13 protein-coding genes are annotated in these 21,784 nt (G+C 66.9%); 9 read left to right on the top strand and 4 right to left on the bottom strand.

What is annotated here, in order from left to right:
• Positions 1 to 120: 120 nt before the first annotated feature.
• Positions 121 to 2,571: a TonB-dependent receptor plug domain-containing protein gene (locus ACWV8V_RS18125; protein WP_455900390.1), complete on the bottom strand. Its 2,451-nt coding sequence runs from the start codon at positions 2,569 to 2,571 to the stop codon at positions 121 to 123.
• A gap of 240 nt (positions 2,572 to 2,811) precedes the next feature.
• Here ACWV8V_RS18125 and ACWV8V_RS18120 point away from each other — a divergent pair, with 240 nt between their 5' ends.
• From ACWV8V_RS18120 to ACWV8V_RS18105, 4 genes are all read left to right on the top strand, one after another.
• Positions 2,812 to 3,294 carry a DUF3574 domain-containing protein gene (locus ACWV8V_RS18120; protein ID WP_455900389.1) on the top strand — a complete coding sequence of 161 codons (483 nt, stop codon included), beginning with the start codon at positions 2,812 to 2,814 and terminating at the stop codon, positions 3,292 to 3,294.
• 35 nt (positions 3,295 to 3,329) lie between these two features.
• Entirely contained in the window at positions 3,330 to 4,190 is an 861-nt protein-coding gene (locus ACWV8V_RS18115) for an XAC2610-related protein (protein WP_455900388.1), read from the top strand.
• An 84-nt stretch (positions 4,191 to 4,274) separates the two neighbouring features.
• A complete protein-coding gene (locus ACWV8V_RS18110) occupies positions 4,275 to 5,996 on the top strand; it encodes a thiamine pyrophosphate-dependent enzyme (RefSeq protein ID WP_455900387.1) in 1,722 nt (573 codons plus the stop codon).
• Between the two features lie 205 nt (positions 5,997 to 6,201).
• Positions 6,202 to 7,800, top strand: a complete 1,599-nt coding sequence (locus ACWV8V_RS18105) for a hypothetical protein (RefSeq protein WP_455900386.1) — start codon at positions 6,202 to 6,204, stop codon at positions 7,798 to 7,800.
• Positions 7,801 to 7,835: 35 nt separating this feature from the next.
• On the opposite strand, the gene ACWV8V_RS18100 is transcribed toward ACWV8V_RS18105, so the two are convergent.
• A complete protein-coding gene (locus ACWV8V_RS18100; RefSeq protein WP_455900385.1) occupies positions 7,836 to 8,546 on the bottom strand; it encodes a glutathione S-transferase in 711 nt (236 codons plus the stop codon).
• 114 nt (positions 8,547 to 8,660) lie between these two features.
• Here ACWV8V_RS18100 and ACWV8V_RS18095 point away from each other — a divergent pair, with 114 nt between their 5' ends.
• From ACWV8V_RS18095 to ACWV8V_RS18080, 4 genes are all read left to right on the top strand, one after another.
• On the top strand, positions 8,661 to 9,977 hold the full coding sequence (locus ACWV8V_RS18095; RefSeq protein ID WP_455900384.1) for a retropepsin-like aspartic protease: 1,317 nt from the start codon (positions 8,661 to 8,663) through the stop codon (positions 9,975 to 9,977).
• 105 nt (positions 9,978 to 10,082) lie between these two features.
• Entirely contained in the window at positions 10,083 to 12,668 is a 2,586-nt protein-coding gene (gene clpB, locus ACWV8V_RS18090; RefSeq protein ID WP_346468761.1) for an ATP-dependent chaperone ClpB, read from the top strand.
• A gap of 124 nt (positions 12,669 to 12,792) precedes the next feature.
• Complete coding sequence (locus ACWV8V_RS18085; protein WP_259259390.1) at positions 12,793 to 14,094, top strand: O-acetylhomoserine aminocarboxypropyltransferase/cysteine synthase family protein; 1,302 nt, start codon at positions 12,793 to 12,795, stop codon at positions 14,092 to 14,094.
• 254 nt (positions 14,095 to 14,348) lie between these two features.
• Positions 14,349 to 15,230 (top strand): AraC family transcriptional regulator, encoded by an 882-nt coding sequence (locus tag ACWV8V_RS18080; protein WP_455900383.1) that lies wholly within the window; start codon positions 14,349 to 14,351, stop codon positions 15,228 to 15,230.
• Between the two features lie 6 nt (positions 15,231 to 15,236).
• On the opposite strand, the gene ybaL is transcribed toward ACWV8V_RS18080, so the two are convergent.
• Both ybaL and ACWV8V_RS18070 read right to left on the bottom strand, forming a co-directional pair.
• Entirely contained in the window at positions 15,237 to 16,940 is a 1,704-nt protein-coding gene (gene ybaL, locus ACWV8V_RS18075) for a YbaL family putative K(+) efflux transporter (protein ID WP_123730382.1), read from the bottom strand.
• A gap of 218 nt (positions 16,941 to 17,158) precedes the next feature.
• Entirely contained in the window at positions 17,159 to 19,552 is a 2,394-nt protein-coding gene (locus ACWV8V_RS18070; protein ID WP_455900382.1) for a TonB-dependent receptor plug domain-containing protein, read from the bottom strand.
• A 344-nt stretch (positions 19,553 to 19,896) separates the two neighbouring features.
• Here ACWV8V_RS18070 and ACWV8V_RS18065 point away from each other — a divergent pair, with 344 nt between their 5' ends.
• Positions 19,897 to 21,753, top strand: a complete 1,857-nt coding sequence (locus ACWV8V_RS18065; RefSeq protein WP_455900381.1) for an ABC-F family ATP-binding cassette domain-containing protein — start codon at positions 19,897 to 19,899, stop codon at positions 21,751 to 21,753.
• Positions 21,754 to 21,784 lie beyond the last annotated feature (31 nt).

Here is a 21,784-nt window from a genome sequence, read left to right as displayed (position 1 = left end):
GGATGTGATTACCAGGTTAATGATGACCACATCCACGCCGTGATACCGGCCGCTGGTCGGCAACACTTCATGGCGTTGCGCCGCTGCCCGGAGGCGCCGGCCAGCGGCCGGCGCTACCGGTCAGAAGGTATATCGCACGCGCCCGTAGTAATACGCACCATTGCTGCCGATCGGTGACAGTACGTCGTACGGCAGGTTGCCGAAGTAGTAGATGTCGTCGTTGGACAGATCCGAGTAGTTGTCGGTCAGGTTCTGCCCACCTACGGCCACGCTCCACTGCGGGGTGATCTTGTATTCCACTTCGGCATCCAGCTGCCACTCGGCGCCGTAGGTCTGGCGGGGGATGTAGCCATCGCCGAAGTTGAACACGCGGGTCACGCTGCCATACCGGCTCAGACGGCTGCTCAGCGACCAATGATCGTCGGCCCAGCTGGCAGCCAGCGCAGCGCGGGTGCGCGGCGTGGCATCGGTCAGCGTATTGGTTTCTTCCACGCCGAACAGCACGTAGTCCGGATCCAGCGCGAGCAGGCCCGGCGGCGTGGCGAGCACGTTCTTCAGCGTGGTCTTGGTATAGGCATAGGTGCCGGTCAGCACCAGTTCGCCGCCACCCAGCGACTGCCGCCAGTTGCTCACCAGTTCGGCACCGCGGGTGCGGGTATCGGCGGCATTGACGAAGAAGCTGGCGCTCTGCAGGCCGGCCACGCCGAACTGCTGCTGCACGTAGTCGGTCAATGCATCACCGGTGATGCTCTCCGACAGCGCGATGCGGTCGTCGATGTCGATCTGGAAGAAGTCCAGCGAGACATCGAAGTGGTCGCCGATGCGGCTGGTGAAGCCCAGGCTGGTGTTGAGCGACTTCTCCGGCTTCAGATCGGTGGCACCCAGGCCACGCGCGATCGGATTGTTGACCGACAGCACGCGACCCTGCACCAGTTGGCCGGCGGCGTTGTAACCGGTGGAGGTGGATTCGTAGCCGATCTGCGCCAGTGACGGCGCGCGGAAGTTGTTGGAGATCGCACCGCGCAGCGCGAAGGCCGGGGTGAACTCATAGCGCAGGCCGAGCTTGCCGGTGAGCTCACCGCCGAAGTCGTCGCTGTGCTCGTAGCGCGCCGCCAGATCGCTGGAGAAATGCTCGCCGAACTGGCTGGACAGGCTGGCATAGGCACTGGCCACGTCGCGCGACAGCGAGGTCGCATCCTGCGGGGTCAGGCCGCCACCGGCCTGCGAGCCGGTCGGGCGATCCGTGAACGGGCCAGCGGCATAGCTGCTCGGGTCACCGGGGCGGGTTTCGTAATGATCGCGGCGCGCCTCCAGGCCCAGGCCCAGGCTGTGGGTGATGCTCTCGCCCTGCGAGAACACGCGGCCGAGGTCGAAGTTCGCGACCGTCAGTTCATTGCGGTAGTCGCCGGTCTTGAAGCGGGTCGGGCTGGTCGGGCCCAGCGAGGCGTTGATCGAGTTGCGCAGGCGGTAGGTGAACGTGTTGATGCCGTAATCCAGGCTGGCATCGTAGTTCCACTCGCCCCACTGGCCCTTCGCACCGGCCACGGCCTGCACGTCGCGGTTCTCGCCTTCGGAGATCGGGCGGTAGCCGTTGGGGTAGACCTGGGCCCAGTTGGCATCGCTGTCCGGATAGCGGAAGTAGTTCGCGCCTTCGCTGTCGCGCTGGTTGAAGGTGGCGAAGCTGTAGAACGTGGAGGTTTCACCGAACGGCAGCTGCGCGTTGTACCAGGCGTTCAGATCCTTGGTCTTGCCGTCGCCGAGGACGTAGTTGCGCTTGCCCTGCAGGGCAAGGTTGGTATCGCTCTGGTCCCACGGCGGGATCTGATCGAAGCCGGCGCGGTTGGTGCCCTCGTGGTTCTTCAGCTCCAGGCCGACGCGCAGGAAGCCGCCGTCGTCGCCCAGTGCGGTACCGACCTTGGCGCTGGCGTAGCTGGTCTGGCCATCGGTAAGGGTGCGGTCGATCGGCTTGAGATCGGTGTGGTTGGCGCCGAAGCTGGCTTCGAACGCGCCACCTTCCGGGGCGTCATCGAGGATCACGTTGATCACGCCGGCCACCGCATCGGAGCCGTACAGCGCGCCGGCGCCATCGCGCAGCACCTCGATGCGCTTGATCGCGCTGACCGGGATCGCGTTGAAGTCGACCGGGGTGGTGCCCTTGCCGATCTTGCTGTCGGTGTTGACCAGCGCACTGCTGTGGCGGCGCTTGCCATTGACCAGCACCAGCACCTGGTCGGGCGAGAGCCCGCGCAGCTGGGCGGCACGGATGTGGTCGGCACCGCCGGAGTTGGACTGGCGCGGGAAGTTGAACGAGGGCAGCAGCGCCTGCAGCGCGCTGCCCAGTTCGCCGTTGACCACGCCGGCCTTGCGGATGTCCTCGGCGGTGAGCACGTCTACCGGCGAGGTGGATTCCAGCACGGTCCGGTCCACGGCGCGGGTGCCGGTGACGATCACCGTGTCCAGCGTTTTGGCGGTGTTCGGCGCGTCCTGCGCAAGTACGTCCTGGGCCAGCAGGGGGGAAGAGAGGACGAGCGCGATGGCAAGGCCAAGGCGGGACGCGGACGGACGGGACATGCGGACTCCAGCAGGACGACGAGGGGGAGGGACGGGGGAGGGGGGACCGGCGTTGCCGACCAGTGGTCAGCACTACCAATCCATCCGGATGAAGCGATATATTATCTTCGCGTGATCGCCCCGTGTGACGCAAGTCCCATCGCGGTGGTTATCAGCAGATAGCCGTTGGCGATCTGCACCGGACCCGGATGTCCGGCACGCTCCTTCCCTGCCTGTCCCTGTGTTTCCGGAGAGTTGTCCATGTCGTTCCGCGCCCTTCTGTTTGCCCTGGTCCTGGCCACCAGCGGCTGTGCCACCGCCGCCCCGGCGGCCAAACCCACCCCGCCCGCCACCGCTACGGCCACCCTGCAGGGCGATGCGGCGCGCCCGGACGCGGCTGCGGGCTGGGTCCGCAGCGAGCTCTATTTCGGCGTGGGGGAAGAAACCGGCGTGGCCGACCGGCCGCAGACCGAGGGCATCACCGACGCGCAGTGGCGCGCCTTCCTCGACAAGGAAGTGACCCCACGCTTCCCGGATGGCCTGACCGTGTTCGACGCCTACGGCCAGTGGCTGTTCCGCGGCGCGCCCGAGCCGAATCGCCTGCGCACCAAGGTGCTGGTGGTCCTGCACGAGAACACCCCGCAGCGCCGCGCCGACATCGAAGCGATCCGACGGGCGTGGAAGCAGGCCACCGGGCACCAGTCGGTGCTGTGGGCGCAGCAGGCGGTTGAAGTATCGTTCTGATCCAGGGCGCCGCGGTGGCGCTGCACGGAGCGATGATGAAAGACAGGGATGCGATGCTGGCCGCGCTGGTGATGGGCCTGGCGGTGACGTGCGCACACGCGCAGGATGCCGACCCGGCCCGGCTTCAGCTCGAGGTGGCTGCCGGCGTGCAGGTGCAGGCGACGCTGCAGGACGACGGCGGCATTGCCGTCGTACTGGCACCGTCGGGCAAGCGTCAGGTGCTGCCGGGGGTGACCGACGCGGACGGCAACGCACGCCTGTCCGCCGAGGACGTTGATTTCGATGGCTACCCGGAGCTGGTCGCGCGCGCCGCGGTCGGCATGGTCAACGAAGCGGTCGCGGTCTACCGCTACGTTCCAGCGCGACAGGAACTGGTGGCGCTGGCGCCCATCCCGAACGACCGCGCGCAATGCGGTGACCTGATGGGTCTGACCGTGGAGGAAGACAACCGCACCCTGAGCAGCAGCTGCCGGAGCGGGCCGATGTGGTACGTGGATCAGTACCGCTACGACGGCGGTCGCCTGTACCTGTACCGCGCCGAGCGCATGCTGATGCTCGACGATGTGCTCGAGCCTTACGTGTTCGTGAAGCAGACCGCCGACAGCGGTCCGCTGGCGGTCTGGAGTACCTTCGATCCTGACGGCAACGTGCTGGAGACCGCCATCGGCGATGGCCTGGAGACACCGCGCGCCGGTTCGCCGCTGCTGCGCATTTCCGGCCATGTGATGGTGGCGCGGCTGCCCCTCTACAGCCAGCCCGGTGATGCCACGACCAAGCGGTATCTGGTGCGCGATGACCGCGTGGAACTGCTGGATGAGCGCGATGGCTGGGTGCAGGTGCGTTATGACAATCCCACACGCGGCGCGGTGCTTGGCTGGGTGAACACGCAGCCGTGATCGCGCGCTGCCACGGGTAAACCCACATGAGTGTCACTTGCCCGGGACTACGCTGACGCTTCCCCCTCGTCGTGGAAGCATGTCATGAGCAAGCGCGTTGCCGAGATCGTGGTTGAAACCCTGCAGGCCGCCGGTGTCCGTCACTGTTACGGCATCGTCGGCGATACCCTCAACTACGTCACCGATGCCATCCACCACAGCGAGATCGAGTGGGTGCACATGCGGCATGAGGAAGTGGCTGCGTTTGCCGCCGGTGCCGAGTCGTTGATCAGCGGGCAGCTCACCGCCTGCGCCGGCTCGTGCGGCCCCGGTGGCCTGCACTTCATCAACGGCGTGTTCGAGACCAACCGCAACCGCGCGCCGATGGTGTTGATCGCCAGCCAGGTGGTCACCGCCGAGCTGGGCATGGAGTTCCCGCAGGAAGTCGATTTCAAGGCGGTCTACGGCAGCTGCAGCGTGTTCTGCGAACAGGTGCAGAGTGCCGAACAGGCGCGCCGCGTGGTGACCCTTGCCTGCCAGGCCGCCATCAGCCGCCGCGGCGTGGCCGTCGTCATCCTGCCCGCCGACATCAGCGAAGCCGAGGTCAAGCACGATGTGCCGTTCTCGGTGCACTACACCCAGCCGGTACTGCGCCCCTCGGACGACGAACTGCAGCGCATCGCCGCACTGATCGGGCAGGGCAAGCGGATCGGCATCTATGCCGGCGCCGGCTGCGAGCATGCACACGATGCGCTGGTCGCCCTCGGGGCCCGGCTCAAGGCGCCGATCGCGCATACCTCGCGCGCGAAGGATTTCGTGGAGTACGACAACCCGTACAACATGGGCATGACGGGCATCTTCGGCATCGAGTCCGGGTATCACACGCTGATGGCCTGCGACACGCTGCTGCTGCTCGGCGCGGACTTCGCCTGGGGCCAGTACTACCCGGACAAGGCCACGCTGATCCAGGTGGATCGCGATGGCAGCCATCTGGGCCGCCGTCATCCGGTGAACCTGGGCGTGGTCGGCGATATCGGCCCGACCCTGGAGGCGCTGCTGCCGTTGCTGCCCGAGCGCGAGGACCGCAGCTTCCTGGACGAATGCCTGGAGCACCGTGAGAAGGCACTCGCCACGCGCGCCAAGGAAGAGCAGCCGGGCGAGGGTGAGCTGATCCACCCGCAGCACCTGACCGCGCTGATCGACCGCCACGCCGCCGACGATGCGCTGTTCACCGCTGACGGTGGCTCGCCGATGGTCTGGATCCTGCGCCATATCCGCGTCAACGGCCGCCGCCGCACGCTGACCAGCCTGCTGCACGGCACGATGGCCAACGCGATGCCGCAGGCGCTGGGCCTGCAGAAGGCCTACCCGGGCCGGCAGGTGATCTCGCTGTCCGGTGACGGTGGCCTGGCGATGCTGCTCGGCGACCTGCTCACCGCCGTGCAGGAAAACCTGCCGATCAAGGTGGTGGTCTACAACAACAGTTCGCTGAACTTCGTCGAGCTGGAGCAGAAGGTCGAAGGCCTGCTGGACAACTACACCGACCTGAAGAACCCCGATTTCGGCCGGCTGGCCGAAGTGATCGGTTTCTACGGGCGCACGGTCACCCGCTCGGAAGACCTGGAGCAGGCCGTCCACGACATCCTGGCCCATCCCGGCCCGGCTCTGCTGGACGTGCACACCAGCCCGACCGAACTGGTGATGCCGCCGCAGGTGGAGGCCAAGCAGGTGGCCGGAACTGCCCTGTACGCGGCCAAGGCGCTGCTGAGCGGGCGGGTCGGGGATGTGAGGGACCTGCTGGCCAACAACTTCCTCAACAAGCCCTGATCCCCACGCGGTCCGGTAGTGCCGGCCGCTGGCCGTCATCCTCAGGATGCTCCAGGCAATGGCGGGAGCCGGCCAGCGGCCGGCACTACCGCGCGGTGGCGCGTCCCCCGTCGGCGGGCGTCTCCCGGTGTTCCATTCATGCGCCTGTTACTGGGGGCGGGGAGGCCCTACCATCGGCTACCCCCTCCCCACGGCCGCCCTGCGCATGTCCGCCACTGCTCCCGTCCGCTCCGGACGTTCCCGCTGGTTCGTTGCCGGCGATCTCAACGGCTTCTTCGGCCTGGTGGTCGACAACCTGTCGATCCTCGGTTTCATCGCGATGGCACTGGTCGGCATCTTCCAGTTCCCGGCCGATGTGGTCTTCGGCCGCATGTTCCCGGGCACCGCCTTCGGCGTGCTGGTCGGCAACGTGCTCTACACCTGGATGGCCCGACGCTTGGCCGCGCGCACCGGTCGTGACGATGTCACCGCGATGCCGCTCGGCCTGGATGCGCCGACCAGCATCGGCATGGCGCTGCTGGTGCTCGGCCCGGCCTTCCTCGCCTTCAAAGGGCAGGGCTTGGCACCGCACGATGCCGCCATCGCCACCTGGCAGCTGGGCATGGCCTCGCTGGTGATCATGGGCGTGCTGAAGGTGATCCTCTCGTTCTTCGGCGAAGCGGTCACCCGCGCGCTGCCGCGTGCCTCGCTGCTGGGCTCCATCGCCGGTATCGCGATCGTGCTGATGGGCTTCCTGCCGCTGCTGGAAACGCTGCGCTCGCCGATCGTCGGCTTCGTCACGCTGGGCCTGCTGCTGTACGTGCTGATCGCCAAGCGCAAGTTGCCGATCCGCGCGCCCGGCGTGCTGGTCGCGTTCGTGTTCGGCACGATCCTGTATTACGGCCTCGGGCTTGCCGGGCTGGGCGCACCAGGCTTCAAGGTGCCCGAGTGGGTGCCGCCGCAGGTGGTGCTGCCGTGGCCGACGCTGGGCTTCATCGACGGCCTGCCGACCGCGATCACCTACCTGCCGCTGCTGCTGCCGTTCGGCCTGCTGATGGTGGTGGGCGGCATCAACGTCTCCGAGAGCGCGCGCGCGGCCGGTGACGATTACCGCACCCGCGACATCCTGCTGGTGGAAGCCATCGCCACGCTGGTGGCCGGCTTCTGTGGCGGTGTGGCGCAGACCACGCCGTACATTGGCCAGCCGGCCTACAAGCACATGGGCGCCCGCAGCGGCTACACGCTGCTGACCGGCCTGTTCGTCGGCATCGGCGGCATGCTGGGCGTGATCTCCGGGCTGGTGCAGTGGCTGCCGCTGGCCGTGCTGGCCCCGATCATCGTGTATGTGGCGATCGACATCACCACCCAGGCCTTCCAGGCCACGCCGCGCGAACATGCCGGCGCGATGGTGCTCGGCTTCCTGCCCTCGGTGGCCTACCTGCTGGCGATCAAGGCGCCGGGCTGGATCGCGCCGGAGCAGCTGGCGGCGATGACCACGACCCTGGACGGGCACGGCCTGCCGGAGCTGGCGGTGATCTTCACCCTGGGCAACGGCTTCATCATCACCTCGATGCTGTGGATCGCGGCGGTAGTGGCGATGATCGACGGGAAGCTGCTGCGCGCCTCCGGGTTCCTGCTGGTGGCCGCGGCGCTGACGCTGTTCGGCCTGATCCACTCGGTGGACCCACGCGGTGGCATCTACCTGCCGTGGCAGCTGGAAGGACTGCCGAAGATCATCAGCTGGCAGTTCACCGGCGCCTACGTGGCGCTGGCCGGGTTGCTGGCGCTGTTGTCGCTGCAGAAGCAGCCCTCAGAACGCGCGTAGCGCTCCGGTAGTGCCGGCCGCTGGCCGGCGAGGCATCATTGCTCGCCATCCAGCTCCGGGTAATGCCGGAAGATGCCGTTGGTGTTGAACGGCAGACGCCGTTCGGAAGCGAGGTAGGCGGCGATGTTGGGCCGGGTTTCCACCCGGTCCTTCAACGCGCGCAGTTGCGGAAGCGTGGGCCACAGCGCCTGCATGCGGCGCGGGAACATGTAGTCCAGCCCGCTCAGCAGCTGGAACAGCGACAGATCCACGTAGGAATGCTCACGCAGCGGATGCCGCCCGCCGTTGTGCTTGAGCACGCTCTCGAAATACCCCAGGAACTTGGGCATGCGTTCGGCGCGCATCGACGCGGCGCGCGCCTTGGCCTCGTGCTTCTGATCCTCGTAGTACTTCGACGCAGCGATGGGGTGATGGGTGTCGTGCACCTCAGCGACCAGATCGGCGATGGTCATCTGCAGCTGCAGCGCCTGTTGCCGCCGTGAGCTGGCATCGGGCACCAGGCCGAGCGTTGGGCCCAGATGATCCAGGATCGCGCCGACCTGGGCGATGACCTGCTTGCCCGTGCGCAGAAAGGGCGGAGCGAACGGCTGCAGACCCTCGACCTTGCCGTCCAGATAGGGCTGCATCACGGCATCGCCGTGCACGCGCGCCATATCCGTGTAACCGGCGCCCGCGTCTTCCAGCGCGAGCCGCACGAACTCGCCGCGACCCTGGATGCCGGTCCAGTAATACAGTTCGTAATGCATGCCGCCACTCCGTGCCGAATCGGCCTTCAGCATGACCCGCGCTGTCGAAAGCAGGCGTGAGTGCAGCGTGGTTCCCGTGCTAGGGTCGAGCGGGGATGAAAACGGGAGTACGCGATGCGGAGGTGGGTGCTGGGCATGTGCGTGGCGGTGATGCCAGCCACGGCAGCGGCCGATCCGGTGGCGCTGCACGATGGGTTCGGCTACAGCGACGCGGTGCTGCGTGCGGAGCTGACCACGCTGCGCGGCATGAGCGGCGTATCCGGTCCGCGGCGTCACCTGGGCGCGGCCGGGTACCACCGCGTCCGTGGTGAACTGGCCGCGTCCAACCGTGCAGCACGCCAGTGCCTGGAGGAAACCCGGGATGCACCCCCCGCGCTGCAGGGTCTGGCGTTCCTGTGCGAATCCACCCTCGCCGGCAATGCGCTGATCGAGGGCGACATCGCGGGATGGGCGAGGCTCATGCTGAGCGTGCGCGAGGACTATCAACGCACCATCGTGCCGATGCTCAGGGCCGGCGATGAAGTGCCCGATGTCACCCGGCCGGCATTCGCGTCCTTCACCACCTGGCCGCGCAGCGCGCTGCCCGCAGCCGAGCGGGCGCAGGACGTGGCGGTGCCGATCCAGTTCAGCAATGAGCTGCCCTCGGTGACGCTCACGCTGCACGGCACGCGCGATGGCGCGCCGGTCGCCCACGAGGCGGCCTTCATCGTCGATACGGGTGCCCCGCGCTCGCACATCAGCCGCGCGCTGGCCGAGTCGCTCGGCCTGGCGGTCACCGAGGGCTTCGTGGTGTCGCGCATCGTCGAGGGCGATATCCAGCAGGCGGGCCTGGTGGCACCGATCGATATCGAGGTGGGTGGGCAGCGGGTGCGTGATGTGTCGTTCAACAGCGAACCCACGCGCGAGCTCAACCTGATCGGCCTGGACGTGCTGCGCGCGCTGGGGCGGATCACGCTCTCGCGTGAAACGCTGACCCTGCTGGGGGCACAGGCGCCGGCCGCGTGCACGCGCCGGATGGCAGTGACCTCGTCGCTGTGGGGACCATTCCAGCAACAGCGGTTTCCCATCCGCGGCCAGGACAACAACCTGATGCTGGTCGATACCGGCTTCAACGGAGCCTTCCAGATGCGCGGCGCGCCACGCTCGTCGGTGCCCGCGGCCGCGATCCAGCGCAAGAACGTCATCACCACCCGTGGGGCGGAGGACATCGAGTACGCCCAGGCCAATACCCCTCTGCAGCTGACCGACAGCGTGACCCACATTCCGGTGGATATCGCCTTCCAGCCCCCGGATCTGTTTCCCTCGTCCTGGCGGATCGGCTACGGCGTCACCGGCGGCTATGACGTGTTCCTGGACCTGCCTGGCGGCATCGGCTGCCTGGTGCCGCGTCCGGCCGAGCCGCCCCTGCTGGGCCGGCCTCCGACCGCCTGACCACGCCTGAATCGGCATCTCATCCACCCTTGAAACACGCGCGCGTAACCGCATCTCAGGGACAGTGCTGGCACGGCCAGCCCCGTTTACATCGAGGACAAGAACATGCGGATGGACAAGCTCACCTCGCGTTTCCAGCAGGCGCTGGCCGACGCGCAGTCGCTGGCCGTGGGCCGCGACCACAACATCATTGAACCGGTACATGTGTTCAGCGCACTGCTGGACCAGCAGGGCGGCAGCACGCGCCCGCTGCTGGCCCAGGCCGGCGTCAATGTGCCGGTACTGCGCGAACGCTTGAATGAAATCCTGGAGGCCCTGCCCAAGGTCTCCGGGCAGGAAGGCAACCTGTCGATCGGCAACGATCTGAACCGGCTGCTCAACAATACCGACAAGCTCGCCCAGCAGCACGGCGATGCCTTCATCGCCAGCGAGTGGTTCGTGCTGGCTGCGGTGGACGATGGCGGCACCCTGGGCATGGCGCTGCGCGCCGCCGGGGCCGACAAGAAGAAGATCGACACCGCCATCGACAAGGTGCGCGGCGGCGAGACCGTGCAGTCTGAAAACGCCGAAGACCAGCGCCAGGCGCTGGAGAAGTACACCATCGACCTGACCGCGCGTGCCGAGAGCGGCAAGCTGGATCCGGTGATCGGCCGCGATGAGGAAATCCGTCGCACCATCCAGGTCCTGCAGCGCCGCACCAAGAACAACCCGGTGCTGATCGGCGAGCCCGGCGTGGGCAAGACCGCCATCGTCGAAGGCCTGGCCCAGCGCATCATCAACGACGAAGTGCCCGAAGGCCTACGCGGCAAGCGCGTGCTCTCGCTGGACATGGGCGCGCTGATCGCCGGCGCCAAGTTCCGCGGTGAGTTCGAAGAGCGCCTGAAGGGCGTGCTCAACGACCTGGCCAAGAGCGAAGGCCAGGTGATCCTGTTCATCGACGAGCTGCACACCATGGTCGGTGCGGGCAAGGCCGATGGCGCGATGGATGCCGGCAACATGCTCAAGCCGGCGCTCGCCCGCGGTGAACTGCACTGCGTCGGCGCGACCACGCTGGACGAATACCGCAAGTACATCGAAAAGGATGCTGCGCTGGAACGCCGCTTCCAGAAGGTGCTGGTGGGCGAGCCGAGCGTGGAAGACACCATCGCCATCCTGCGCGGGCTCAAGGAAAAGTATGCCGTGCACCATGGCGTGGAAATCACCGACCCGGCGATCGTCGCGGCGGCCACGCTGTCGCACCGTTACATCGCCGACCGCCAGCTGCCCGACAAGGCCATCGACCTGATGGACGAGGCCGCCTCGCGCATCCGCATGGAGATCGACTCCAAGCCGGAGGAGCTGGACCGCCTGGAGCGGCGCTTGATCCAGCTCAAGATCCAGCGTGAAATGCTCAAGAAGGAAAAGGACGATGCCTCGCGTCAGCGCCTGGCTGATCTTGAGAATGACATCGATGCGCTGGAGCGCGAGTTCTCCGATCTCAACGAAATCTGGAAGTCGGAGAAGGCCACGCTGCAGGGCGCGACCCGGATCAAGGAACAGATCGAACAGGCCAAGCTGGAACTGGAATCGGCCCAGCGCCGCCAGGATTTCGGCCGCATGAGCGAGATCCAGTACGGTCAGCTGCCGCAGCTGGAGAAGCAACTGGCTGCCGCGCAGGAAATAGAGACCAGCGAGTTCAAGCTGGTCCAGGATCGGGTCACCGCCGAGGAAATCGCCGAAGTGGTTTCGCGCTGGACCGGCATTCCGGTCAACCGCATGCTGGAAGGCGAGCGCGACAAGCTGCTGCGCATGGAAGACATGCTGCACAACCGCGTGGTCGGCCAGGAAGAGGCGATCAAGGTGGTTTCCGATGCGGTGCGGCGCTCGCGTGCGGGCCTGTCCGATCCGGATCGCCCGAGCGGCTCGTTCCTGTTCCTGGGGCCGACCGGCGTGGGCAAGACCGAACTGTGCAAGGCGCTGGCCGAATTCCTGTTCGACAGCAGCGACGCGATGATCCGCATCGACATGAGCGAGTTCATGGAGAAGCACAGCGTCGCGCGCCTGATCGGTGCCCCTCCGGGCTATGTGGGCTACGAAGAAGGTGGCTACCTGACCGAGGCGGTGCGCCGTCGCCCGTACTCGCTGATCCTGCTGGACGAAGTGGAGAAGGCGCATCCGGATGTGTTCAACATCCTGCTGCAGGTGCTTGACGACGGCCGCTTGACCGATGGTCAGGGCCGCACGGTGGACTTCCGCAACACTGTCATCGTGATGACCTCCAACCTCGGCTCGCACCAGATCCAGGACATGAGCAGCGATGACAGCCCGGAGGCCTACACGCAGATGAAGGCGGCGGTGATGGGCGTGGTGCAGGCGCACTTCCGCCCGGAATTCATCAACCGCCTGGACGACATCGTCGTGTTCCATCCGCTGGACAAGGTGCAGATCAAGCAGATCGCCCGCATCCAGATGCAGGGCCTGGAGAAGCGCCTGGCCGAGCGTGGCCTGCGCATCGAGGTCAGCGACGACGCCTTCCAGCTGCTGGGCAACGTCGGCTTCGATCCGGTCTATGGCGCCCGCCCGCTCAAGCGTGCGATCCAGTCGCAGCTGGAGAACCCGTTGGCGCAGAAGATCCTCTCCGGCGAGTTCCTCAACGGCGATGTGATCCGGGTCGATGCGGCCGAGGGCAAGCTGGTGTTCGTGAAGGGCTGAGCCCCGCGCGCACCGGCGGCCTGATAACCGTTGGGCCTCACACCATGCATGTTTGGCATGAACCCCCGCTTCGGCGGGGGTTTTTTGTTCGGTATCGTCGGCATTCACCTGGAGACGATGCGATATGTCCGAACACGGCAGTCCCGAATCACAGTGGCGCGCGGAGACCATCGCGGTGCATGGCGGTTATCGGCCTGACCCCACCACCCGCGCGGTGGCGGTGCCGATCTACCAGACCGTGGCCTACGCCTTCGATGACACCCAGCATGGCGCGGACCTGTTCGACCTGAAGGTGCCGGGCAACATCTACACCCGCATCATGAACCCGACCACCGATGTGCTGGAGCAGCGCATCGCCGCGCTCGAGGGCGGCATCGGCGCGCTCGCACTGGCCTCGGGCCAGGCCGCGATCACCTACGCGATCCAGACCATCGCCGAGGCCGGCGACAACATCGTCTCGGCCAGTGCGCTGTACGGCGGCACCTACAACCTGTTCGCGCACACGCTGCCGCAGTTCGGGATCGAAACGCGCTTTGCCGACTATCGCGACCCGCAGGCGTTCGGCGCGCTGATCGATGACCGCACCAAGGCGGTGTTCGTCGAGTCCATCGGCAACCCGCGCGGCAACATCACCGACATCGAAGCGGTGGCGAAGGTCGCGCATGCGCACGGCGTGCCGCTGATCGTGGACAACACGGTGGCGACACCGTACCTGCAGCGCTCGTTCGATTTCGGTGCGGACATCGTGGTGCATTCGCTGACCAAGTATCTCGGTGGGCATGGCACCAGCCTGGGCGGGGCGATCGTGGATTCCGGGCGGTTCCCCTGGGCGGAGCACAAGCAGCGCTTCCGCCGCTTGAATGAGCCGGACGTGAGCTACCACGGCGTGGTCTACACCGAGGCACTCGGGCCGGCCGCCTACATCGGCCGCGCGCGGGTGGTGCCGCTGCGCAATACCGGTGCGGCGATCTCACCGTTCAATTCCTTCCTGATCCTGCAGGGCATCGAGACGCTGGCACTGCGGCTGGATCGTATCAACGCCAACACGCTGGCGGTGGCGAAACACCTCCAGGGCCATCCCAAGGTCGCCTGGGTCAACTATGCCGCGCTGCCCGACCACCCCGAACACGCGCTGGTGCAGAAGTACCTGCGCGGGCACGGCTCCGGCGTGCTGACCTTCGGGCTGCCGGGTGGCCGTGCGGCCGGTGCGCGCTTTCTGGACGCGCTGCAGTTGTTTACCCGGCTGGTGAACCTGGGCGATGCCAAATCCCTGGCCACGCATCCCGCCTCGACCACGCACCGGCAGCTGGATGCCGCCGAGCTGGAGAAGGCGGGGGTCAGCGAAGACACGGTGCGGTTGTCGGTGGGTATTGAACACATCGATGACCTGCTCGCGGATCTGGAGCAGGCGTTGGCCAAGGCGTAGCGGCAGGACCCACGGCGGCCGGTGCGGGCCGGCCGCCGTGGGGGGGGGTGCCATGGCACCATGGGATTCTCCGCCATGGGCGTAGAGCCACGCCATGCGTGGCTGCGCGGCCCCGGAACAAGAAGCAGCCACGCATGGCGTGGCTCTACGCGCGGCGTTAGGATCGGCTGACGATCCCCCAACTGCGCAAGATCGGCCACGCGCAGGGGCGCGGCAAGGCGCACGCTGAGCGTCACCTAGAGAGGGAGCCCGCCATGCGCCGCATTGCCCAGATCCGCCAGCGGCACGGTATCGACCGCGTCATCGCCCATCTGCAGGCATGCCTGCGCGCTGGTGATCCCTTGCCCGATCTGGAAGCACTGGCCGCGATCGCGCACCAGTCGCCGTTCCACTTCCATCGCCTGTACCGCGCGCTGACCGGCGAAACGCCCGGGCGCACCGTGGCGCGCCTGCGCTTGCTGCAGGCGCTGCAGCTGCTCGGCCAGGCCGAGAGCCGGGTGACCGAGGTCGCCTTGAACGTCGGCTATGAAAGCCCGCAGGCGCTGGCCCGTGCCTGTCGCCAAACGCTGGATGCCACGCCGAGCACGTTGCGTCAGGATGCCGGGCTGCGCAGCCACTGGCAGCAGCGGCTGTCACTGCCGGCCGGCGATCACGCGGACGGGACGGTGCCGTTGCAGGTCACGGTGACCACGCTGGAACCCTTCGATGTGGTCGCGCTGCGCACGCAAGGGGCCTTCGATGATCTGGATCAGGCCTTCGGCGAGATCTTCACCTGGGCGGCCGGGCAGGGCTGGGCCGAACAGCTTCAGCAGCTGATCGGCATCGCACGGACGGACCACCGCGATGCGCCGGCGCAGGAATGCGTGTTCGATTGCGCAATGGGATTCGGGCGCACGCCGCAGGCGCTACCAGCCCCACTGCGTGCGCTGACGCTGGGCGGTGGCACGTATGCCGTGCTGCGCCATGTGGGCAGTTACGCAGGGCTGGAGGCCGCCACCGATGCGCTGCTGCGCAACTGGCTGCCCGACAGTGGCCACGCGCTGCGCGACGCGGAGCTGTACTACCACTACCTGGATGACCCCGAAGAGGTGCCCGAGGCCATCCTCCGCGCGGATATCTGCGTGCCGGTCGCGTAGCGGGCCTCAGACCACCGGGATGCTGTGCTGCTGCCCCATCGTGCGGTACGGCGGGGTGGACATCACCATCTCGGCCAGCGAGTAGGCCAGTTCGCGCTCGGCCATCACCGTGCCGTCGGCACCGTGGGCGAGCAGGTGCTTTACCTCGGCATCGCTGTGCGCCCGTGCCAACAGGGTCAGGCCGGGGTTGAGCGCGCGCAGCTTGGCCAGTGTCTCACCGGCCTCCAGCGGCTGCGGGATCGCCAGCACGGCGATCTTGGCGCGCTCGGGATGCGCTTCGGCCAGTACGCGGTCGGAGGCGGCACTGCCTCGGATACCGGGCAGGCCGGCCGCGTGTGCTTCGGCGACGTGTTCCTTGTTGTCGTCGATGATCATCACCGGCACGCCACGGTCGCGCAGCACCTGCGCCAGTGCGCTGCCGACGCGGCCGTAGCCGATCACGATGGCGTGGTCGTGCAGATCCAGCGACGGGCCCGGCGGCAATTCCGTCTCCACGGTGGTGGGCGCGGTTTCCTGGTTCTTGAGCAGCCAGCGGTCGAGCAGGCCGAATACCAGCGGGTTGAGCATGATCGAGATCAGCGCACCGGCCAGCACCAGCGCCTGGCCGGTCGGCGGCAGGATCTTCAGTGTCACGCCGAGGCCGGCGATGATGAAGGCGAATTCGCCGATCTGCGCCAGGCTGGCCGAAATGGTCAGCGCGGTACCGGTCGGGTGGCCGAAGGCCCGCACGATCACGAACGCGGCGGCGGACTTGCCGAACATGATGATCGCGGCGGTCGCCAGCACCTGCCACGGGTGCTCGATCAGGATGGCCGGGTTGAACAGCATGCCGACCGAGACGAAGAACAGCACCGCGAACGCATCGCGCAGCGGCAGTGAATCGTTGGCCGCCTTGTGGCTCAGTTCGGATTCGTTGAGCAGCATGCCGGCGAAGAATGCGCCCAGCGCGAAGGACACGCCGAACAGCATGGCCGAGCCGAACGCCACGCCCAGCGCGATCGCCAGCACGGCCAGGGTGAACAGCTCGCGCGAACCGGTCCCGGCGATGCGCTCCAGGATCCACGGAATCACCCGGCGCCCGACTACCAGCATCACCGCCACGAACAAGCCCAGCTGCACGAAGGTCCAGCCGATGCTGGCCAGCACGCTGCCGACGGTATGGGTTTCATTGGCCGCATCCGGGCCGAACACGCCGGCCAGCACCGGCATCATCACCAGGGCCAGGACGCAGGCCAGGTCTTCCACGATCAGCCAGCCGATGGCGATCTTGCCGCGCGTGGTTTCCAGCAGGCGCCGTTCTTCCATCGCGCGCAGCAGCACCACGGTACTGGCGGTGGCCAGCGAGAAACCGAACACCACGCCGTAGATCACCGGCCAGCCCATCAACGCCGCCAGGCCCCAGCCGAGCAGGGTGGCGACCAGGATCTGGCCGATCGCACCCGGGATGGCGATCGCTTTGACCTCCATCAGATCTTTGAGCGAGAAATGCAGACCGACCCCGAACATCAGCAGCATCACGCCGATCTCGGCCAGCTGGTTGGCCAGCGCCTGGTCGGCAACGAAGCCCGGGGTGAACGGCCCTACGCAGATGCCTGCAATCAGATAACCGACGAGCGGAGACAACCGCAGCTTGTTGGCCAGCGCGCCGAGTATGAAGGCGAGCCCCAGGCCAACGGCAACGATGTTGATCAGGTCGGTGTCATGGTGCATCGGGGCTCGCAGAAATAGGGGATGCCCCGATTTTCACCGATGCGGCCGGTCCGGGCAAACATCGGCGACCGCAATGCTGCTATGTCCCCGTGGTCAGGTCATATGCTGTCCGGGACAGCCCGTGCGTTGAAGGGTGAATGCGCGGAATCCCGGTTTCCTGCGGCCAGAATGCACATGCCCCGGCGAACCGGGGCATGTGGTTTATCAGGCAGATTCATTTACCACTTGTAGGTCACGCGACCGTACACGTAGGCGCCGTTGAACCCATACGGCGAGTAGTTGCTGTACGGCAGCATGCCCCAGGTGGAGTTCTGCAGATCCACGGTGCGGTCCGGATACTGGTCCAGGATGTTGTCCGCGCCCAGGGTCAGGGTCCAGTTCTCGCTCGGCTTGTAGCTGGCCGAGGCATCGAGCACCCACGAGGCGTCATAGGTCTGGTCGCGCAGGGCGGTGGCCGAATTGCGCACCGTGAACGAGCCGTAGCGGGTGGCCGCCAGGTTGAGGTCCCAGTGGTCGGTGCGCCAGGTGCCGCTGAGGATGGCCTTGTCGCGCGGGTAGCTGTCCTCGATGCGGCCGATCTCATCGCGGCCGATCAGCGACTGGGTGATGCCCAGCGCGCCGAACACCGCCGGCGAGGCGATGAACTTCTTCACCTCGGTCTCGTTGTAGCTGTAGGCGGCGGTCAGCTCCAGCGAGCTGGCGGCGAAGGGGATCGTGTAACTGGAGACCGCATCCACGCCGCGGGTGCGGGTGTCCACGCCGTTGGTGAAGTAGGAGAACGCGGTGACGCCCGGCAGCCCCAGCCCGGACAGCAGCGAATTGGCGGCGGCATTGGTGGTGATGTTGGTCGACAAGACGATGCGGTCGTCGATGTCGATCTGGTACGCATCCACGGTCAGGTACAGGCGATCCACCGGCTGCAGCACCAGGCCCAGGCTGTAGGAGGTCGAGCTTTCGGCCTTCAGCGGGCTGGCACCCAGCGCCTGCGCGGCCGGACTGGTGGTCGGGAAGGTGCCGCGTTCGACGAACACACCGTTGACGATCGTGCTGGTGACCGCCTGGTAGCTCTGCTGGGCCAGCGACGGGGCGCGGAAGCCGCTCGACGCCGTGGCGCGCAGGGCGACCTTGTCGGTGAAGGCGTAGCGCGCGGAGAGCTTGCCGGAGAACTTGTCGCCGAAGTCCGAGTAGTCCTCATAGCGCCCGGTCACACCGGCGGAGAACTTGTCGGTGAGGTCGGCTTCCAGGCCGGCATAGACGGCGTAGTTGTCGCGGTCGGCATCCACCGCGTTGAGCGGGGTGAAGCCGCCGAAGCCCTGCGCGCCGCTGCCGGTATAGGAGCTCAGTTCACCGGCGGACTGCTCCCACTTTTCCTTGCGGTATTCACCGCCGAAGGACAGCGTGACCGGGTAGGCCAGGCCCCAATCCAGGGTCTTGGTCACATCGGCATTGACGATGTTCTGGGTGTACTCCAGCGCGCCATCGTAGAACGAGCGCGGGCTGTTCACGCCGAGCGCGTAGTTGATGCTGTTGCGGGTGTGGAAATCGATCTTGTTGGCGCCGTAGTTGTAGCTGACGTCCCAGTTCCAGCCGCTGTCCGTATCGCCCTTGACCCCGGCGACCAGCGAACGGTCCTTGGAATACTGATTGATCTGCGGCACGAACCCATCCGGGTAGGTCTGCGCCAGCAGCGCGCCCTGGTTGAGGTTGTTGCGCGAGCGGTAGAACGCGAACGAGGTGATGTCACGGTTGCTGGCCATCGCCGTGGCATAGGCCGAGACGTGGTCGCTGAACTGGAAGCTGGCGTTGGCCGACGCGGCGGTCGCATCCACCTGCGGGTCGCCGACCACGAAGGTGGTCTGGCCGATGTCGGGGAAGTTGCTGGTGTTCGGCACGGTGCCCTGGTACGGGCCGGCACGGTTGCTCTCGTCCTGCTGGACGATCTGGCCGGCCACATGCACGCTGCCGCGGCCGTCGGCGAAGCCGATGCCGGTGTCGCCGGAGAGCTGGTACTTGTTGCCGTCACCGGCCGAGTACTGGCCCGCATCCAGCGCCAGGCTGCCGCCGGAGGAAGACCCCTTGAGCACGATGTTGATCACGCCAGCGATGGCGTCCGAGCCGTACTGCGCCGAGGCGCCGTCGCGCAGCACTTCCACGCGCTCGATCGAGGCGATCGGAATCGCGTTGATGTCCACTGCCGACGAGCCACGGCCGATGCTGCCGTTGACGTTGATCTGCGCGGAGGTGTGGCGGCGCTTGCCGTTGACCAGCACCAGCACCTGGTCCGGGGAGAGGCCGCGCAGCTGCGCCGGGCGGATGCCGCTGGTGCCATCGGTCAGTGCCGGGCGCGGGAAGTTCAGCGAGGGCAGGGCGCGGGCCAGCGCGGTGGCCAGCTCGGTGGTGCCGGTGGACTGCAATGCCTCGGGGGTGATGATGTCGATCGGCGACTGCGACTCGGCCACGGTGCGGTCGGCCACGCGGGTGCCGGTGACGATGATGGTGTCCAGGGTGTTGGCCGCGGTGCGGGCGGGGGCGTCCTGGGCGGTGGCGGCGAAGCTGGACATACCGAGCGCGACAGCTACGGCGGCGGCGAGCGTACTGGTCTTGCGGTTCATCAGGATGTGGCTCCGGTAGTGACGGTGCTGCACCAAAGCGACATGACGACATCGAGGATCGGGTCAGCGAGGGCGGGTGTTGCGGTGCGCAATAGACGGATTAACGGGATATTCATCGCTTGTCAAATTTTCGCCAATTTCGTAAAAAACGTTGCAGAAGCAACCATTTACGTGCGGCGTTCGATTCGACAGGAGGGTCCCGGGGAAGCGCAGGCGGGGTCGTGGGAGAGAGGAACGAGTCCCGCCGCGCATCCCGGGGCGCGTCAAGTATTCGTTAACGTTAGAATTACGTCGCAGGAAAGGTGCTCACCAGCACATTCCATTCCGTTATATGGACCCCCAAGATGATCTCCCTTCGTAACTTCGCCTTGCGCCGTGGCGAGCGGCTGCTGTTGTCCAACGTCGACCTGACCCTGCACGCGGGGTACCGCGTCGGCGTGGTCGGCCGCAATGGCGCCGGCAAGTCCAGCCTGTTCGCTGCCGTGAAGGGCGAGCTGGAGGCGGACAAGGGCGACGTCGATCTGCCCGGCAAAATCCGCATCGCCAGCGTGGCCCAGGAAACCCCGTCGCTGCCCGACCCGGCGCTGCAGTTCGTGCTGGAGGGTGACACCGAGGTGGCCGCCGTGATGCGCGAAGAGGCCGCGGCTGCGGCGCGTGAAGACTGGGAAGCGGTTGCCACCGCCCATCAGCGGATGGCCGAGATCGGCGCCTATGACGCCGAAGCGCGCGCCGGCAAGCTGCTGCACGGCCTGGGCTTCCCGGCCGAGACGCACTCGCGCGCGGTGTCCTCGTTCTCCGGCGGCTGGCGTGTGCGCCTGAACCTGGCGCGCGCGCTGATGATGCCCAGCGACCTGCTGCTGCTCGACGAACCGACCAACCACTTGGATCTGGACGCCGTGTTCTGGCTGGAACAGTGGCTGCTCAAGTACCCCGGCACCCTGCTGCTGATCTCGCATGACCGCGAGTTCCTGGACAACGTGGCCACCCACACCCTGCATCTGCACGGTGGCGGCGCCAAGCTGTACGTCGGCGGCTATACCGATTTCGAGCGCCAGCGCGCCGAACAGCTGCGCCAGCAGCAGCTCGCCCACGACAAGGAACAGGCCGAGCGCGCGCATCTGCAGAGCTTCATCGATCGCTTCAAGGCGCAGGCCAGCAAGGCGGCGCAGGCGCAGAGCCGCATGAAGCGCCTGGCCAAGCTGGCCGGCACCGAAGCGGTACGCGCCGAGCGCGAGTTCCGCATCGAGTTCGCGCCGCCGGCCAAGCTGCCGTTCTCGCTGATCCGCTTGAACCATGTCGAGGCCGGTTACGGCGCCGATTCGGTGATCCTGAGCAACGTAGGCTTCGGCCTGGAGGCTGGCCAGCGCATCGGCCTGCTCGGCCCGAACGGTGCCGGTAAGACCACCCTGGTGAAGACCCTGGTGGGCGAGCTGGACCCGATCAGTGGCGAGCGTGCCGCGCATCCGGACCTGCGCATCGGGTACTTCGCCCAGCACACGGTGGAGTCACTGCACGAAGGGCAGTCACCGATGGAGCACTTCCGCGACCTGGCCCCGGACGCACCGAACCAGTCCTTCCGCGATTTCCTCGGCAAGTGGAACTTCGCCGGCGACCGCGCGTTTGAACCGGTGGACGGCTTCTCCGGTGGCGAACGCGCGCGCCTGGCCCTGGCGCTGATCGCCTACCAGCAGCCGAACGTGCTGCTGCTCGACGAACCGACCAACCACTTGGACCTGGAAATGCGCGAAGCGCTGGCCGAAGCACTGGCCGACTTCGAAGGCGCGATCGTGATGGTCTCGCATGACCGCCATCTGATCGGTCTGGTCTGCGACACGTTCTGGCGTGTGGCCGATGGCGTGGTCGAGCCGTTCGACGGCGATCTGGATGCCTACGCGGCGTGGCTGCGTTCGCGTCCGGCCGCACAGGGCACCAAGCAGAAGATGGCCGCGGCCGCACCGGAGCCGGTGCCGCCGACCCCGCCGCTGCCTGCGCGCAAGCCGGCCAACCCGCACAAGCTGGCCGCCGCCGAAGCCAAGGTGGGCGAGCTGGAAGCGCTGCTGGCCGATCTGGACCGCCAGCTGGCCGATCCCTCCAACTATGCCGATGCGACCCGCATGGCCGTGCTTGGCCGGGACCGCGAAGCGACCGCCACCCTGCTCAGCAAGGCCGAGCAGACGTGGATGGAATTGCTGGACGCGTAAACGGCATGCCGACCAACGGTCGGCATCTCCC

The sequence above is a fragment of the Stenotrophomonas sp. Ker107b genome (genome assembly GCF_053847245.1).
The sequence above is the reverse complement of the archived record's forward strand: the minus strand, read 5'-3'. Positions and strand labels throughout refer to the sequence as shown.

Bases quoted from the DNA above. Each gene is read 5' to 3' on its own strand.
- ACWV8V_RS18125 (WP_455900390.1), bottom strand. From the start codon at position 2,571: ATGTCCCGTCCGTCCGCGTCCCGCCTTGGCCTTGCCATCGCGCTCGTC.
- ACWV8V_RS18120 (WP_455900389.1), top strand. From the start codon at position 2,812: ATGTCGTTCCGCGCCCTTCTGTTTGCCCTGGTCCTGGCCACCAGCGGC.
- ACWV8V_RS18115 (WP_455900388.1), top strand. From the start codon at position 3,330: ATGAAAGACAGGGATGCGATGCTGGCCGCGCTGGTGATGGGCCTGGCG.
- ACWV8V_RS18110 (WP_455900387.1), top strand. From the start codon at position 4,275: ATGAGCAAGCGCGTTGCCGAGATCGTGGTTGAAACCCTGCAGGCCGCC.
- ACWV8V_RS18105 (WP_455900386.1), top strand. From the start codon at position 6,202: ATGTCCGCCACTGCTCCCGTCCGCTCCGGACGTTCCCGCTGGTTCGTT.
- ACWV8V_RS18100 (WP_455900385.1), bottom strand. From the start codon at position 8,546: ATGCATTACGAACTGTATTACTGGACCGGCATCCAGGGTCGCGGCGAG.
- ACWV8V_RS18095 (WP_455900384.1), top strand. From the start codon at position 8,661: ATGCGGAGGTGGGTGCTGGGCATGTGCGTGGCGGTGATGCCAGCCACG.
- clpB (WP_346468761.1), top strand. From the start codon at position 10,083: ATGCGGATGGACAAGCTCACCTCGCGTTTCCAGCAGGCGCTGGCCGAC.
- ACWV8V_RS18085 (WP_259259390.1), top strand. From the start codon at position 12,793: ATGTCCGAACACGGCAGTCCCGAATCACAGTGGCGCGCGGAGACCATC.
- ACWV8V_RS18080 (WP_455900383.1), top strand. From the start codon at position 14,349: ATGCGCCGCATTGCCCAGATCCGCCAGCGGCACGGTATCGACCGCGTC.
- ybaL (WP_123730382.1), bottom strand. From the start codon at position 16,940: ATGCACCATGACACCGACCTGATCAACATCGTTGCCGTTGGCCTGGGG.
- ACWV8V_RS18070 (WP_455900382.1), bottom strand. From the start codon at position 19,552: ATGAACCGCAAGACCAGTACGCTCGCCGCCGCCGTAGCTGTCGCGCTC.
- ACWV8V_RS18065 (WP_455900381.1), top strand. From the start codon at position 19,897: ATGATCTCCCTTCGTAACTTCGCCTTGCGCCGTGGCGAGCGGCTGCTG.